The organism is Salinispora oceanensis, from assembly GCF_000383575.1.
Lineage (GTDB): Bacteria > Actinomycetota > Actinomycetes > Mycobacteriales > Micromonosporaceae > Micromonospora > Micromonospora oceanensis.
Genome location: NZ_KB911579.1, coordinates 5,010,227 through 5,024,268, shown reverse-complemented (window position 1 = coordinate 5,024,268; position 14,042 = coordinate 5,010,227). Strand labels below are relative to the sequence as shown.

The 14,042-nt window shown below is 70.6% G+C and carries 16 protein-coding genes; 8 read left to right on the top strand and 8 right to left on the bottom strand.

The features are described from left to right. Positions 1-2 precede the first annotated feature (2 nt). On the bottom strand, positions 3-368 hold the full coding sequence (gene crcB, locus SALPAC4_RS0123095; RefSeq protein ID WP_019872388.1) for a fluoride efflux transporter CrcB: 366 nt from the start codon (positions 366-368) through the stop codon (positions 3-5). Continuing rightward, positions 365-880: a fluoride efflux transporter FluC gene (locus SALPAC4_RS0123090; RefSeq protein ID WP_019872387.1), complete on the bottom strand. Its 516-nt coding sequence runs from the start codon at positions 878-880 to the stop codon at positions 365-367. The genes crcB and SALPAC4_RS0123090 overlap by 4 nt, the downstream gene beginning before the upstream one ends. 154 nt (positions 881-1,034) lie before the next feature. Here SALPAC4_RS0123090 and paaI point away from each other — a divergent pair, with 154 nt between their 5' ends. Further along, the gene (gene paaI, locus SALPAC4_RS0123085; RefSeq protein WP_027645026.1) at positions 1,035-1,538 is read left to right on the top strand and encodes a hydroxyphenylacetyl-CoA thioesterase PaaI; all 504 of its coding nucleotides are present in this window, start codon (positions 1,035-1,037) and stop codon (positions 1,536-1,538) included. 92 nt (positions 1,539-1,630) lie between these two features. On the opposite strand, the gene SALPAC4_RS0123080 is transcribed toward paaI, so the two are convergent. Next, on the bottom strand, positions 1,631-2,980 hold the full coding sequence (locus SALPAC4_RS0123080; protein WP_027645025.1) for a hypothetical protein: 1,350 nt from the start codon (positions 2,978-2,980) through the stop codon (positions 1,631-1,633). Positions 2,981-3,399: 419 nt separating this feature from the next. Between SALPAC4_RS0123080 and SALPAC4_RS0123075 the strand changes: the two genes are divergently transcribed. Next, positions 3,400-4,839, top strand: coding sequence for a right-handed parallel beta-helix repeat-containing protein (locus SALPAC4_RS0123075; protein WP_019872384.1), 1,440 nt, complete (start codon positions 3,400-3,402; stop codon positions 4,837-4,839). A gap of 97 nt (positions 4,840-4,936) precedes the next feature. Here SALPAC4_RS0123075 and SALPAC4_RS0123070 read toward each other — a convergent pair whose 3' ends face one another. The 5 genes from SALPAC4_RS0123070 to SALPAC4_RS28060 all read right to left on the bottom strand — a co-directional run bounded on the left by SALPAC4_RS0123070 (position 4,937) and on the right by SALPAC4_RS28060 (position 8,898). Then, positions 4,937-5,686 (bottom strand): helix-hairpin-helix domain-containing protein, encoded by a 750-nt coding sequence (locus SALPAC4_RS0123070; protein WP_019872383.1) that lies wholly within the window; start codon positions 5,684-5,686, stop codon positions 4,937-4,939. 207 nt (positions 5,687-5,893) lie between these two features. Next, a complete protein-coding gene (locus SALPAC4_RS0123065; RefSeq protein WP_019872382.1) occupies positions 5,894-7,246 on the bottom strand; it encodes an FAD-dependent oxidoreductase in 1,353 nt (450 codons plus the stop codon). Between the two features lie 7 nt (positions 7,247-7,253). Next, complete coding sequence (locus tag SALPAC4_RS0123060) at positions 7,254-7,601, bottom strand: TcmI family type II polyketide cyclase (protein ID WP_019872381.1); 348 nt, start codon at positions 7,599-7,601, stop codon at positions 7,254-7,256. An 80-nt stretch (positions 7,602-7,681) separates the two neighbouring features. Then, complete coding sequence (locus SALPAC4_RS0123055; protein WP_019872380.1) at positions 7,682-8,506, bottom strand: AfsR/SARP family transcriptional regulator; 825 nt, start codon at positions 8,504-8,506, stop codon at positions 7,682-7,684. Positions 8,507-8,757: 251 nt separating this feature from the next. Beyond that, complete coding sequence (locus SALPAC4_RS28060) at positions 8,758-8,898, bottom strand: hypothetical protein (protein ID WP_019872379.1); 141 nt, start codon at positions 8,896-8,898, stop codon at positions 8,758-8,760. Positions 8,899-8,900: 2 nt separating this feature from the next. Here SALPAC4_RS28060 and SALPAC4_RS0123045 point away from each other — a divergent pair, with 2 nt between their 5' ends. The 6 genes from SALPAC4_RS0123045 to SALPAC4_RS0123020 are packed head-to-tail and all read left to right on the top strand — an operon-like array spanning position 8,901 to position 14,035. Continuing rightward, positions 8,901-9,233 carry a TcmI family type II polyketide cyclase gene (locus tag SALPAC4_RS0123045; RefSeq protein WP_018730480.1) on the top strand — a complete coding sequence of 111 codons (333 nt, stop codon included), beginning with the start codon at positions 8,901-8,903 and terminating at the stop codon, positions 9,231-9,233. Continuing rightward, positions 9,230-10,930, top strand: coding sequence for an acetyl-CoA carboxylase carboxyltransferase subunit alpha (locus SALPAC4_RS0123040; protein ID WP_019872378.1), 1,701 nt, complete (start codon positions 9,230-9,232; stop codon positions 10,928-10,930). The genes SALPAC4_RS0123045 and SALPAC4_RS0123040 overlap by 4 nt, the downstream gene beginning before the upstream one ends. Then, positions 10,927-11,532, top strand: coding sequence for an acetyl-CoA carboxylase biotin carboxyl carrier protein (gene accB / locus SALPAC4_RS0123035; protein WP_019872377.1), 606 nt, complete (start codon positions 10,927-10,929; stop codon positions 11,530-11,532). Before SALPAC4_RS0123040 ends, accB begins: the two co-directional genes overlap by 4 nt. Before the next feature lie 13 nt (positions 11,533-11,545). Beyond that, positions 11,546-12,922 (top strand): acetyl-CoA carboxylase biotin carboxylase subunit, encoded by a 1,377-nt coding sequence (locus SALPAC4_RS0123030; RefSeq protein ID WP_019872376.1) that lies wholly within the window; start codon positions 11,546-11,548, stop codon positions 12,920-12,922. Beyond that, positions 12,919-13,638, top strand: coding sequence for an SRPBCC family protein (locus SALPAC4_RS0123025; RefSeq protein ID WP_018736551.1), 720 nt, complete (start codon positions 12,919-12,921; stop codon positions 13,636-13,638). Before SALPAC4_RS0123030 ends, SALPAC4_RS0123025 begins: the two co-directional genes overlap by 4 nt. Continuing rightward, positions 13,631-14,035, top strand: a complete 405-nt coding sequence (locus SALPAC4_RS0123020) for a cupin domain-containing protein (RefSeq protein WP_019872375.1) — start codon at positions 13,631-13,633, stop codon at positions 14,033-14,035. The genes SALPAC4_RS0123025 and SALPAC4_RS0123020 overlap by 8 nt, the downstream gene beginning before the upstream one ends. The last annotated feature ends 7 nt before the right edge of the window (positions 14,036-14,042 follow it).

Genomic DNA, 14,042 nt, shown 5'->3' with positions numbered 1-14,042 from the left:
GCTCACGCCCAGGGCAGGGCGGTCGCCGCGAGGTGGCCGAGCGCCGCCGCGGCCACCGCGGCGGCGACGCCGAGTACCGCGTTGGCCGCCGCCGGACGAAACCGACCGGCGGTGGCCAGGCGCAGGGTCTCGTAGCTGGCTGTCGAGTATGTGGTGAGGGCGCCGCACAGCCCGGTGCCGAGCAGTACGCCGGCCGCCGGCGGGAGCGGGAGTCCCAGCAGGAACCCGAGCAGCAGCGAGCCGGCCACGTTGACCGTCAACGTTCCCCAGGGGAAGCGGGCACCGAAGCGGTCCTGTACCGCTCGGTCGGCGAGGTAGCGCAGCGGCGCCCCGACGGCCGCGCCGAGCGCGACGAGCAGCGCGGTCATCTGCGCACCGCCCGTTGTCCCGCCCCGGTCCCGCCGACCGACGGGGTGAGCCGGTCGGTGGCCGCGTAGCCGACCCAGACGGCGAGCAGCGCACCGGCCAGGGTCGCCGCGAGGTAGGCCAGGGCGGTCGTCGGCGCGCCGTCGGCGGCCAGCTGCCGCGCCTCCACGGCGTGGGTGGCGAAGGTGGTGTAGCCGCCGAGTACCCCGACCCCGAGGAACGGCCGGGCCAGCACCGGTGGGTCGGCCCGCTTGGTGAGTACCGCCATCAGCACGCCGATGAGTAGGCATCCGCTCAGATTGACCGCGAACGTCGGCCACGGGAAGCCTGCGGGATCGTGCGGCAGCGCAGCCGAGAGGCCGGCGCGGGCCAGCGCGCCCAGCACACCGCCGGCGGAGACGGCGGCGAGCACCGCGGCCGGGTGGGCGGGCAGCTCGGCTCGATCGGCGGGCACGGCCAGGTCGACATCGGGGTCGACGCGTCGCTGCTCCGGTCCGGACACCCGTTCCCCCATCCACCCCGCCGTTGACCGAGCCCACCCTAACGGCGGGGCAGCACGGCCACGCGGTAGCGGGTCCGGCGGGGCGTGGGTGGTGCCGGACCCCGCGGCGGTGGCGTACGGTGGCAAGATCGTCGAAGCGTTCGTCCGTGCAGTGAGGAGAGCGGCGATGTCGGATCGTCCGCCCCACCCGGACCGGCGGGAGCCGACCGGGCGGGAGAGCGCGACGGTACCGGAGCCGGACGGGCCCGGTCACCATCCAAAGCCGGACCCGCAGCGACGCAACGCCGCGTACGACATGTTTGCTGCCGATGTCGCCTCGCGTGCGCTCGGTATCGAGCTGGTTGAGGCGGCGGCGGGGGCGGCGGTGGCCCGGATGCGGGTAACCGGGGCGATGGTCAACGGTCACGGCATCGCCCACGGTGGCTATCTGTTCCTGCTCGCCGACACCGCGTTCGCGTTGGCCGGCAACAGCCACGGACCGGTGACAGTAGCGGCCGGCGGTGACATCATCTTCGTCCGGCCGGCCCGCGAGGGGGATCTGCTGCTTGCCCACGCCGCCGAACGCCTCCGCTACGGCCGCAGCGGGATCTACGACGTCACGGTCACCAGAGCCGACGGTGTGGTGATCGCCGAGTTCCGTGGTCGTAGCCGAGTCCTGAACGGGGACTGAGCGGCACGGGGCGGCGGCGCGGCTGAGGGGTTCCGCCCCCACCACCAGGCGGCGGGAACGAAACCCCTCGAGTCCGAGGTGTTCGGATGCTGTTATCCGGCGCAGTCAGGCACGTCGCCGGAGCAGTTGTTCGGCCGGTTCTTGGCCACCACGGTGCCGGTGGCGGTGTTGAGGTTCACCGTGCCGCCGGCTTCGTTGAAGATCCCGCCACCGTCCTCGGCGGAGATGTTCTTAATGACCTTGGTGGTGAACAGGCTGATTGTGCCGTCGCTGTCGTTGAAGATCCCGCCACCCGCCTCGTCCGCGAGGTTGCTGACGATTTCGGTTTTGCGCAGTACGGCCTGGCCGTCGTTGTAGATTCCGCCGCCCTCTCCAAGAGAGATGTTGTTCTTGATCAGAGTCTTTTCGGCCACCAGCGTGGAATCGGAGAAGGCGGCTATTCCCCCGCCCTCGAAGGAGGTGTTCTTTACGATCTTCACCTGCTGTAGCGTGGCCTGCGCCTCGCCGAGGACGATTCCGCCACCGTCATCGGCGCCGGAGTTGCCGACGACCTCCGAGTGGGTGAGCTGGAGGATCCCGGAATCGATGTTCAGTCCGCCGGCCACTTCCGCCGTGTTGTCGTTCACCATGCTCTTGTGTATCAGTACGGTGCCATCCTCGCCTACGTCAATGCCGCCACCGATATCACCGGCGGCGTTGAGGTTGATCTCTGTTTCGATCACACTGAGGTGGCCGTTGCTCTGGATGCCACCACCCGCCTGTGCTCGATTGAGGGTGAGAGTGGAGCTCTTGACCCTGGTGGTGCCGTTGTTGGCGATGCCTCCGCCGTTGTCCTCGGCGATGTTGCGGGTGATGGTGCTGTGTTTGACGGTCAACTCTCCGCCTTGGTTGACCAGGACGCCCCCGCCGTCCTCCTCGGCCACACCGCCAGTGATCTTCAATTTGTTGAGGGTGAGGTTGCCGCCGGTGTCGACGCTGAGGATTCTGAATGGATCGGCGGCCGTGGAGCGTTCGATGGTGGTGTGCTTGCTGCCATTCAGGGTGATTGGGGTGGTGATCGCGGGAAGGCCGTTGCCTTCGATGTTGGTGGTAAGCAGGTAGGTGCAGTCCTTGGCGAGGTCGAGGATGCCGCCGCCGCGGGCGTTGGCGAGGGTGATCGCGGCGATGAGTTTGTCCGCGCTGCAGGGGACGGGGGTGCCCTTGGCCTTGTCCTCCTTGCGTCCCTTGCCGTCGCCCTTGTCCGCCTCGCGGTGCCCGTCGGCGGAGGGGCGGTCGTCGGGGGCGAGAGTGCGCCCGATGGCGGCGGCGGCCGGGGTGGCGGCGGTGGCGGTCAAGGCCAGGCCCGCTACCCCGGCCAGCCCGAGGGTCCACCATCGTCCCCTCGTCCGGCCTCCAACTGGCTGGGTTGGTTCGTGGTTGTGGTTGTGGTGCGGATGTTTCATCGCGGTCTTGGTGTCCTTCCCCGTCGCGGACGAGAAGTCAGCACACCCGGACGGGGCCGGGTGCCGTTCCTCGGCTACCAGGTAGGCGGCAGCAACCATCCTCGAGCTAAACCGACATAACCGCCAAAGTGGCACAAATGCGAGTAGATCTCCCCAAAAGGGGGTGGCTGTGTTGCTCTGGCTGCCCGCGAGCCGTTGGGGCGGCGGTGTGAACGCCCGACGATGCCGACTGCCAGCCGGTCGGTCACCCGTCGGCACTGTGTTCCAGAATGTGAGGTAAAGAGGTGATTTATTCACGTTGTCGAGCCTGCTCTCTCTGCGGTCCGTACCGTGACGTTCGGTGACGACCACGTGGTCGGTGCCTTACCGTCCGGAATCGTCCGGTCGGCTCAGGTGCGAGGGGAAGGCAGGAGAGCACGATGTCCACGTATCACGACAGCCAGCGACCGCCGCGGGGCCGGCGCCGGCCCCGACGGTTGCTCGCCGGCGGGCTGGTAGCCAGCGGCCTGGTGGTCGGAGCGGCGGGGTTCGCCGGCACGGCCGCGGCGCACGAGCGACCGCACGGCAGCGAGAACGCCTCCGTGGCCCAGGGTGACTCCGCCGGTGAACTCGGCGGAGAGGCCCTCGGGACGCCGGTGCCCTGTGACAGCGCCCAGCTGATCGCCGCGTTGGTCCGGGCCAACGCCGAGGGTGGCGGGGTGCTGCGGCTCGCGCCGAGGTGCACCTACACGCTCACCGACGCCTTCCAGCAGCCCGACCTGTACGACGGTGGGATCCGGGACGCGCGGGAGGCGGCGGACGCGGCCGAGAACCCGGGCGCGGCCGAGAAGCCGCCGCGTGACCCCGCCGATGACAAGGCGGGGCTGCCGGTCATCTACCACCCGGTCACCATCGAGGGTGAGCAGGCCACGATCGAGCGTGCGCAGGATGCCGAAGTGTTCCGCTTCTTCACTGTCCGTGACGCCGGTGAGTTGACTCTGCGTAACGTCCGGCTCGTCGGTGGTCACTCGGACGCCGAGGGAGGCGCCGTCCACGTGGTGCACGGCGCATCGGCGTTGATCGAGCAGGTGACGGCGATGAACAACACCTCGTCCTCGGCGGAGGGTGGCGGGGGAGCCCTGTTCAACGACGGCAATATGGTCGTTCGGGACAGCACGCTGATCAACAACCACGCCCTCGGAGTGGCGGGCAAGGGTGGGGGGCTGCTCAACAACGGGGTGCTGGCCCTGCACTCTTCGACCTTCACGGGCAACAGCGCCACCGCCTACGGCGGCGGGCTGGGCAACTACCAGGCCGCGGCGGAGGTACACACGAGCACCTTCGAGCAGAACTCGGCGGCGCAGGGTGGGGGCTTGGCCAGCTTCTCGGCCCGTACCCGCGTCTCCGACTCGACCGTTGTCGGCAACCAGGCGGGAACCGGGGGCGGGATCGCGAACTCGGACGCGCTGATCTTCCTGCGGGGAATGGAGATCCGGGACAACCTCGCGACCGGCAACGGCGGCGGCGTCTCCACCTCCCAGGGCCTCGTGCCGCTGGATGACAGCGTGGTGGAGGGCAACACGGCGCACGGCTCGGGCGGCGGCATCCACGCGGCCAAGTCGAACCTGTTGGTCCGGAACAGCGCGGTCCGGGACAACCGCGCCGTCGAAGCGAAGTCCACCGGCGGTGGGATCGCGGTCAGCATGGGCCGGATCTCGCTCTACCGCAGTCACGTGACCGGGAATCAGTCAACGCTGCCGGCTGGCGGCCTGCTTGTGGACAAGGCGCAGGCGACGCTGGACTCGCAGACTGTGGTCGGGGAGAACCAGCAGACCAACTGTCTGGGTAGCACCGGCCCGGTGCTGAACTGCTTCCGGTAACACCAGTCGCGATTACATAGATATCCGACCACACCGGGGACGGCAACTGCCGTCCCCGGTGCGGTATCCGTCGGCCGGTGTCGCCGGGCCCACGCCGTTAGGCGCCCGAGCCGCTCTCGGCCGGCAGCGCACCCGCTGGCTCGGGCGCCTTGGCCAGCGCCTTCGCCTGCTGAGGCCAGGTCGGCAGGCTCGCCGCGCCACGCAGGCCGGCGGCGCGAATCATCTCCCGCAGCGCCGGCTCGTCCAACTCGGCGAGCTGCCGGTAGGTACGGATGCCGGCGGCGTGGAGCGCCGCGGCCATTTTCGGCCCGACCCCCTGGATTCGGCGGAAGTCGTCAGCGGTGTCCGGCTCCGGTCCGGACTCGGCGGCGACCGGGGCCGGGTCCGCCGGCTCGGTGTCGGGCGTCACCGGGTGTGGGACGACCACCGGGGGCGCCGTCGTGTCGGCGTCGGCCGGCTCCTCGGCCTGGTCGCTGTCGGCCGTCGGGGTGTGCTCCCGGGCTGCTGGCGCCAGGTCGACCTGCTCTGCCGCCGACGCCGGCTCTGACGCGGCAGGAGCCGGGGCCGGAGCCGATTCGGTCGCACCAGGACCGTCGGTGTTGTTGCTGTTGTTGTTGTTGTTGCTGGTGCTGGTGCTGGTGCTGGTGCTGGTGCTGGTGCTGGTGCTGGCGTCGCGGTTGGTGGAGGTGGGGGCGGGCTCCCCTACGGCGATCCTCGTCGCGGGTGCCGGCGTACCATCCCCAGTGGTGTCACCCCGCGCGGCTTGACGCCGGCCGCGGACCACCCAGCCGGCGGCGGCGCCCACTAGCAGAGCCACGACAATCAACGGCCAGTCCGACCACGCCACGGCAGACCTCCCCTTTTCGATTAGCGAGTTAGTCGAGAAAGCTCGCCGCAGCTTGCCACATTCCCGGTGCGGTACGACAGCATGGCCAGGTAACACAGCTCGTAGCCAGATCGGATCACACCCACAGTGGTCATAGCGCAACTCAAAGTTGCCGGAAGGGTCGGCGCGGGCATGGCCGGACCCCGGGCTGGGGTCCGGCCGTTGTGGTCAGTTCTCCTCCTCGCCCCGGTAGCTGTAGAAGTCATCGACGAACCGACGGGCGAGCCGCGGCACCCGGCTGGTGACGCCGAAGTAGCCCCGGGCCCCGAGCAGGGCGAGCCGCCCGACGACCGGTTTGTACATGGGATCGTCGCCGCTGGTGCCGCTGCGGTTCAACGAATCCGCCACCCGCGCGAAGCCGTATGGCAGCATGGCCGCCTCGTAGTCGGCTACCGCCTGCAACAGCGTCTTCTCCCCGGCGGCGGTGTGGCGCAGCTGCCGGGTCAGCAGGGCGGCATCCCGCAGGGCGGTGTTCGCACCCACCCCGCGCCCCGGCGTCATCGTGTGGATGGCGTCGCCGAGCAGGGTGACCGTGCTGCTCTTCCAGGGCGGAACAGGTTCGCTGGTGGAGACCTTGACCGGCAGGGCGCTGGCCGGGTCGGCGAGGTCCAGCAGCTGGCGCAGGTGCGGGTGCCAGTTGTGGGTCAGGCCGAGCGCGGTCCGAATCAGCTCATCGCCGCGTTGGCGCATGATGTCCGGCGGGAATCGCCGGGCGGTACTCCAGACCACCAGGTTCACGTTGTCGCGGGTGCTGTCGTGCGCCCGTCCGGGCCAGCTGTTTAACAGCGCCACGTCGGCCGGATCGAGGCCGTCCTTGAGGGCGCCCGAGCGGTCCCACGGAAACTCCATGACGTGCAGGACACCCATCACCCCACCGCTGCCGAAGATGAGCGAGATGCCCTTCTCGATCCGCTCTGGCAGCAGCGCCCGCACCTCCTCGGTGAACGGGATCCGGGTGGCGATGTTGATGGTGCCCGCGTTTCGGGTGACGGCGTGCGGCAGATACTGGCGCCGGACCGCCGAGTGGGTGCCGTCGGCGCCCACCAACAGGTCGCCGGTGGCGCTGTCCCCGTCCGCGAAGTACGCGGTGACGCTGCCGTCATCGCGCTGCTCGAAGTGGGTGAGGGCCTTGTCGAAGTGGACCACGTCCTCCAGCCCGGTGAGCAGGACCTGGCGCAGGGTCATCCGGGCGACGGAGCGCTCGGTGTTCACCACGTCGGTCTCCGGTCGTAGCGGAAAGGACGCGGTCTGCCGGAGCCGTTGGGTGATGACGTTGAAGTAGCGGGGGGACTTGGCGCAGGTGGCCAGGTAGGTGTGGAAAAGGTCGGACGGCAGGCACTCGCGTAGTGCCCGGCTGCCGGTTGGTCCGATGCCCACCCGGTAGCCGAGTAGGCCGTCGCCTCGGGTGCGGTACCGCTCATAGACGGTCACGGCGATTCCGGCCTGGCGCAGTCCCTGCGCCAGGCAGAGCCCACCGGTCCCCGCCCCGATGATCAGAACGTGCGGTTGGTCGCGGGACACGTGGGCGTCAGCCCGCCACGTGGGGCGCGGCGGTAGCCGCGGAGTCCCAACGGTAGAAGCAGCCGGCGATGGCGTCGCGCGGTGAGCGCCAGGTCGGCAGGTACGGGGAGGTGTGCGCGGAGAGTCGCTCGTTGACCTGCCGGTAGAGCGGATGGTTCCGGGCGCCGGCCAGGGTGTCCGGGTCCACGTCGGCGGTCTCCATCAGGTGGATGCACAGGTCATGCAGGCAGTACAGGGAGCGGTGCCGGACGCCGGTGAGGCTGGGCAACTCGGTGGCGTCGGACTCAGCGAAGATCTGGGCCACCCGTCCCTCCGCGCCGGGGACGATTCTGCTGACGATCAGTAGTCGGCTCATTTTGAGAGATTCCTTCCGCCGTGGTGCCCCGTGCGGCCGGTTCGGGGCGGATGCCGTCCTCCACGCTGCCGAACCCCCTGTCACCTGCCCGTCACATCCATGTCCGTCCTGGTGACGCGGGGAGTTGGTGGCTGCTGGCGTCCGCGGGGGTCACGGCTGGCCTGCCGGATCGGCCGGAGCGTGTCGTCCAGCAGGGCGGTCATCGTGGCCGACGGCTCGAGCCGTAGCTCCCGACGCAGTAGGTCTCGGTAGACGTAGAAGGCGTGCACCGCCTCGAAGGCATTGCCCTCGGCGAGGTGGATGCGGACCACCAGGCGGTGGGGGGTCTCCCGGAGCGGCTCGGCGGAGAGCGCTTCCAACGCCGCTTCGAGCGCCTCACCGTGCCGGCCAGCTGTCAGATAGTGGTCGGCCAGTTCCTCGAGCATGTGGAGTCGCAGCTGGCGTAGCCGCTCCCGTTCGGCCAACACCCAGTCGTCGTACCAGCCGGGCAGTAGGTCGTGGCGGCCCTTCGCGAGTACGGCCGCGGCGGTGTTCGGGTCGTCCCCGTCCCGGACCCGGGCGGCCATGCCGACCAGCGCGTCCACGTCAACGTGGACCGCGGGTCCTAGTCGGAGGGTGTCCCCACTGGTGTGCAGCGGGCAGTAGGGGTCCTGCCGTAACCGCCACAGCGCGGTGCGGAGCGAGGAGAGGGCACGCTCCTCCGGCGTGTCAGGCCAGAGCAGCCCGGCGAGGTGGCTGCGAGTGGTGCCGGGGCGCAGGCCGACCAACGCGAGTACGCGTTGCAGCCCGCGCGGTACGACCACCGGGGCGTTGCTGTGCAACAGCCGGAACCCGCCCAGCAGGTGCAGCCGGATCGGAGTACCCGGACGGTCCCCGGCGGTCGGCATGGACGGACCAGCGGCCATGGCGGACCCCCTGCGGAATGTTCCTCGGTTGTGTCCCCCGGCGCGGCTGCCCGTGACCCCACAGGTCGGGGTAGCTGGTCCCGCGGCACGGCGTCGGGTCACGGCCACCGGGTTAACCGTGACGGAGATTATCAATCTAGTCACGCACCGTCAACATCCCCGATCGGTGTGTAATTGCTGTGAAACCCACTCTGAACTGGGGATAGGCCACTATGTGCAGGTTGCATGTCACAGCTCCTACACAGTCAGCGTCAACGCACCGTCACCAAAGTCTGGGCCGGGGACGGCTCCGGTGACGCCCCGGTGACGGTGACGCCGCCATGGTGCGCATAGTCATCCGGCTTTTCGGCGTACGGCGCCGCCGGCGCCCGCAGCCGTTGGGGGAGGTTCATCGATGGAGCGTTCGTTGATCGTCGCGAAGGTCGACCCGAGCGCGGAGGAGCGGATCGCCGAGATCTTCGCCGAGTCCGACGCGACCGAGTTGCCTCGCCTGGCCGGGGTCCAGCACCGGTCGCTCTACCGGCTACAAGACCTGTACCTGCACCTCCTGGAGACGGAGCTACCGGGGGAGACGGCGGTCGCCGGGGCCCGGCAGCACCCGGAGTTCGTCCGGGTCAGTGAGCGGTTGCGTCCGTACGTCTCGCCGTACCTGCCGACCTGGCGGGAGCCGCGAGACGCGATGGCCCGGTGTGTCTACCGGTTCGACGCTCCTGGAACCCGGCCGTGAACCCGACCACGCCCCGGGGCGGGCAGCTCTGGTCGCGCTGCGGCGGCTGCGCCAGCCTGCTGTATCGCAAGCGGCTGCGGCGGAACCTGGACGTGTGCCCGGAGTGCGGCGCACATTCCCGGCTGGACGCGCCGGCCCGCCTGGCCCAGCTGGTGGACCCCGGATCGTTCACCGCGCTCGCTGACCCGGCGCCGGAGGTGGATCCGATCGGCTTCGTCGACGTACTTCCCTACCCACATCGGCTCACCGCCGCGCGCAACGGCACCGGGCTGGCCGAGGCGGTCGTCTGCGGTACCGCCGCAGTAGCCGGCGCGCCCTGTGTGATCGCCGTGATGGACTTCCGCTTCCTCGGCGGCAGCCTCGGTTGCGCGGTCGGAGAGCTGATCACCCGGGCCGCCGAACGAGCCCTCGCCGACCGGGTTCCGCTGGTGGTGGTGACCGCCTCCGGCGGAGCGCGGATGCAGGAAGGGGTGCTGTCGCTGATGCAGATGGCGACGGTCAGCCAGGCCGTCGCGGCATTGCGCGAGGCCGGAGTGCCGAGCGTCAGTGTGCTCACCGACCCGACGTACGGCGGCGTTGCCGCCTCGTTCGCCACCAACACCGACGTGGTGGTGGCCGAGAGTGGCGCCCGGATGGGCTTCGCCGGTCCTCGGGTGATTCGCCAGGTCACCGGCCGGGAGCTGCCCGACGGGTTCCAAACCGCCGAGTTTCTGCTGCGGCACGGCCAGGTTGATCTGGTGGTGCCCCGGCACGCCCTCCGTGGTTGTCTCGCCACCCTGCTCGTCGCCGCATCCGGCGGGCGGCCACGGGCGGGCGCCGGCCCCCAACCGGATTGCCCACCCGTGGAGAGCCCGCCGGCACCGTGCCCCGGTGCCGACGGACGGGATGCCTGGGAGACGGTCCGGCTGGCCCGGCACCCGGGTCGACCAACCACCCTGGACTATCTGGAGACGGCCTTCGACGGCTTCATCGAGCTGCATGGTGATCGGCTGGGCTCGGACTGCCCCGCGGTCGTCGGCGGTGTGGCGGAGCTGGCCGGCCGCCCGGTCCTGGTGGTCGGCCACCAGAAGGGCCACACCACCGCCGACCTGATGGCGCGTAACTTCGGAATGGCGAGTCCGGCCGGGCACCGGAAGGTGCTCCGGCTGGTCCGGCTGGCGGCGCGGTGGGGGCTGCCCGTCGTCACCCTCGTCGACACCCCGGGTGCCGACCCGGGAGTGGGCGCGGAGGAACAAGGCCAGGCCGCGGCGATCGCGGAGAACATCCTGACCCTGACGATGCTGCCAACCCCGGTCGTCGCGGTGATCACCGGTGAGGGCGGCAGCGGCGGCGCGCTGGCGCTCGCGGTCGCCGACCGGGTGCTGATGCTGGAACATGCCGTCTACTCGGTGATCAGCCCGGAGGGGTGTGCGGCGATTCTCTGGCCGGACCGGTCCGCGGCGCCGCAGGCGGCCCGCGCGCTGCGGCTGACCAGCGGCGACCTCTGTCGTCTCGGGGTGGTGGACGCGGTGGTGCCGGAACCGGCACCAGCCGCGCACCACGACCCGCCGGCCGCGATGCAGGCGGTGCGGGAGGCGGTGCTGGCGCACCTGATGCCCTTGCTCGACGTGCCCACCGCGACCCTGGTTCGCCAGCGAAGGCGGCGGTTCCGCCGGTTCGGTGCCGCTGGCCTCGGAGCCAAGGCGGGTGCCCGATGACCGCCGAACTGGCGCCGATCGGCGTCACGACTCTCAACGGTGACGCGACGGCGGACACGGAACCAGGGGCCGCCGGCGCCTTCGACGCCACTCCGGCGGCGGTATCCAACGTTGCGGCGGACGCCGCGCTGACCGGGCTGCGCCGACAGGCCCGGGAACTCCTCGCCGAGCTGGCCGGGCCGATCCGGCGGATCCGGCTGGGCAGCGGCGACGCGATCCTGGAGGTGGAGTGGCACGCGGCGGCTGACGCCGGACAACCGCCCCCGCAACCGGTCCTCACCGGGCCGCCGGTCGTCCCCCCGCAACCGCTCCTCGCCGCGCCGCCGGTCGTCCCTCCGCAACCAGCAGCCGTGCCCGTCGCTCGGCACGCCGTTCGGTCGCCGATAGTCGGCACCTTCTACCGGGCGCCGGAGCCCGGCGCTGCGCCGTTCGTCGCCGTCGGCGACCAGATTCATCCCGGCCAGGTCGTCGGCATTGTAGAGGCGATGAAGCTGATGAACGAGGTGACCGCTGACCGCGCCGGGCGCATCACCGAGGTCCTCGCCGATGACGGCCAACCGGTGGAGTACGACCAGCCGTTGCTCGCGGTGGATCCGGCCTGAGGGGGGTGGGCTGATGTTCGGCAAGGTACTCATCGCCAACCGGGGCGAGATCGCGCTGCGGGTGCTGCGTGCCTGCCGCGAGTTGGGAATCCGTACCGCGGTGGTTTACTCCACGGCGGATGCTGACTCGGCCGCGGTGCGGCTCGCCGACGAGGCGGTCCTGATCGGACCGGCCTCGAGCCGCCGCAGCTACCTGAACCCGGCGGCCATCGTCGAGGCCGCCCGCCTGGTCGGCGCGCAGGCGGTGCACCCCGGCTACGGCTTCCTCTCCGAGGACGCCGACTTCGCCGAGATCTGCGCCGACAACGGCCTCGTCTTCGTCGGGCCGCCGCCGCAGGTGATGGCCGTCCTGGGCGACAAGTCGTCGGCTCGGGCGCTGATGAGCCGCGCCGGCCTGCCGCTGCCACCCGGCAGCATCGCACCGGTGCCGACCGCCGCCGACGCCGCCCGGGTGGCCGCCGAGGTGGGCTACCCGGTGATCGTGAAAGCCGCCGCCGGGGGCGGTGGCCGGGGGATGACCGTCGTCTCCGCGCCGGCCGAGCTGCCGCGCGCGTACGCGCGGACCCGGGCCGCCGCCCAGGTCGCCTTCGGTGACGACCGGGTGTACGTCGAGCGGTACCTCGGCAACGCCCGGCATGTGGAGGTGCAGGTGCTCTGCGATGCCCACGGCAACGGAGTGCACCTGGGCACCCGGGACTGCTCGGTGCAGCGCCGACACCAGAAGCTCGTGGAGGAGGCGCCCGCCCCGGCCCTGTCCGCGACCGTCCTCGACGCGATCGCCGACAGCGCGCTGCGCGGCGCGCTGGAGGCCGGATTCACCGGTGCGGGGACGGTGGAGTTCCTGGTCGATCCGGCGGAACAGTTCCACTTCCTGGAGATCAATTGTCGGATCCAGGTGGAGCACCCGGTCACCGAGATGGTGACCGGAATCGACCTGGTGCACGAGCAACTGCACCTGGCCGCTGGTGGAACGCTGCGGTGGCGGCAGGAGGAGATCGTGACGCACGGAGTCGCGGTCGAGTGCCGGGTCAACGTCGAGGACCCGGATCGGGACTTCGCACCGACTCCCGGCCGGCTGGAGCGGTTCGTCCCCCCGGGCGGCCCCTTCACCCGGGTCGACACCCACGGGTATCCCGGCTACGTCGTCGGGCCCCACTACGACTCGCTGTTGGCCAAGGTGGCGGTCTGGGCTCCGGACCGGGAGCTGGCCCTCAACCGGCTGGAACGTGCCCTCGGCGAGTTCGACGTCGCTGGCCCCGGCGTCCACACCACCATCCCGTTCGTCCGGCGGGTGCTCGACGACGCCGGGTTCCGTAAGGGCCGCCACTGCACCGGTCTGGTCGAGACACTACTCGCCGATCTGCCCAAGCAACCGAGGAGGAACGCATGACCGTTACCGACGGCCGCCCACTGGCCGCCGACATTACCGACATCCTGGTGGCCCACTGCGGGCTCGACGCCGACGCCGCCACCCGCGCCCCGGCCGCCTCGCTGGAGGAGCTGGGCATGGACTCGCTGGCCCTGCTCGAACTCTCCGCCGTGGTCGCCGACCGGTGGCAGGTGCGTATTCCCGAGGAGACCGGCCAGCTCAGCATCGCCGGCGTCGCGGATCTGGTCGCCCGCCGCGTCGAGCCGGCCGGGCACACGGAGAACGAGATCGTGATCGCCGCGCCCCTACCGCTGGTCTGGGAGGTCACCAACGACGTCGCCGGTTGGCCCGACCTGTTCACCGAGTACGCGGTGGCCGAGATCCTGCACCGGGAGGGGGACACCGTCCGGTTCCGGCTCACCATGCACCCCGACGAGAACGGAGTCGCGTGGAGCTGGGTCAGCGAGCGCACGGCCGATCCGGATGGTCGGGAGGTCCACGCGCAGCGGGTGGAGCCGGGGCCGTTCGAGTACATGCGGATCCACTGGCGCTACGTCGAGGAGGCCGGTGGTACCCGGATGATTTGGACGCAGGACTTCGCCATGAAGCCGACCGCCCCGCTGACCAACGCCGAGATGACCGATCGGATCAACGCCAACAGCGCGGTGCAGCTCGCGGTGATCAAGGAGAAGATCGAACGGCGGGCCGCGCAAGAGACGGGAGCCGGGCATGAGTGAGCGGGAGCCCGGGGTGGTGGCCGCGGCGGACGTGGCCGCCGACACCCGCCGCGGCGGCGAGCTGCGGGTACTGCTCGGTCCGCGGACGGTCGGCAGCACCTCCGGCTTCATGGGGGTGGCGACGCTGCGACCGGGGGAGCGGATCGCCGAGCACTACCACCCCTACAGCGAGGAGTTCCTCTACGTCGCACGGGGTGCGATCACCGTTGACCTGGACGACGCGCCGGTCCCGCTGGCGACCGGCGAGGCGCTCTTCGTCCCGATCAACGTCCGGCATCGCCTGCGCAACACCGGCACCGTGGACGCCGAGGTCGTGTTCCACCTCGGTCCGCTCGCTCCCCGTCCCGAACTGGGCCACGTCGATACCGAACTCGTCACGCAACGAGGTGGGTCATGACCGTGAA

Bases quoted from the DNA above. Each gene is read 5' to 3' on its own strand.
- crcB (WP_019872388.1), bottom strand. From the start codon at position 368: ATGACCGCGCTGCTCGTCGCGCTCGGCGCGGCCGTCGGGGCGCCGCTG.
- SALPAC4_RS0123055 (WP_019872380.1), bottom strand. From the start codon at position 8,506: ATGGCCGCTGGTCCGTCCATGCCGACCGCCGGGGACCGTCCGGGTACT.
- SALPAC4_RS0123025 (WP_018736551.1), top strand. From the start codon at position 12,919: ATGACCGTTACCGACGGCCGCCCACTGGCCGCCGACATTACCGACATC.
- accB (WP_019872377.1), top strand. From the start codon at position 10,927: ATGACCGCCGAACTGGCGCCGATCGGCGTCACGACTCTCAACGGTGAC.
- SALPAC4_RS0123060 (WP_019872381.1), bottom strand. From the start codon at position 7,601: ATGAGCCGACTACTGATCGTCAGCAGAATCGTCCCCGGCGCGGAGGGA.
- SALPAC4_RS0123080 (WP_027645025.1), bottom strand. From the start codon at position 2,980: ATGAAACATCCGCACCACAACCACAACCACGAACCAACCCAGCCAGTT.
- SALPAC4_RS0123090 (WP_019872387.1), bottom strand. From the start codon at position 880: ATGGGGGAACGGGTGTCCGGACCGGAGCAGCGACGCGTCGACCCCGAT.
- paaI (WP_027645026.1), top strand. From the start codon at position 1,035: ATGTCGGATCGTCCGCCCCACCCGGACCGGCGGGAGCCGACCGGGCGG.
- SALPAC4_RS0123075 (WP_019872384.1), top strand. From the start codon at position 3,400: ATGTCCACGTATCACGACAGCCAGCGACCGCCGCGGGGCCGGCGCCGG.
- SALPAC4_RS28060 (WP_019872379.1), bottom strand. From the start codon at position 8,898: ATGAACCTCCCCCAACGGCTGCGGGCGCCGGCGGCGCCGTACGCCGAA.
- SALPAC4_RS0123020 (WP_019872375.1), top strand. From the start codon at position 13,631: ATGAGTGAGCGGGAGCCCGGGGTGGTGGCCGCGGCGGACGTGGCCGCC.
- SALPAC4_RS0123030 (WP_019872376.1), top strand. From the start codon at position 11,546: ATGTTCGGCAAGGTACTCATCGCCAACCGGGGCGAGATCGCGCTGCGG.
- SALPAC4_RS0123045 (WP_018730480.1), top strand. From the start codon at position 8,901: ATGGAGCGTTCGTTGATCGTCGCGAAGGTCGACCCGAGCGCGGAGGAG.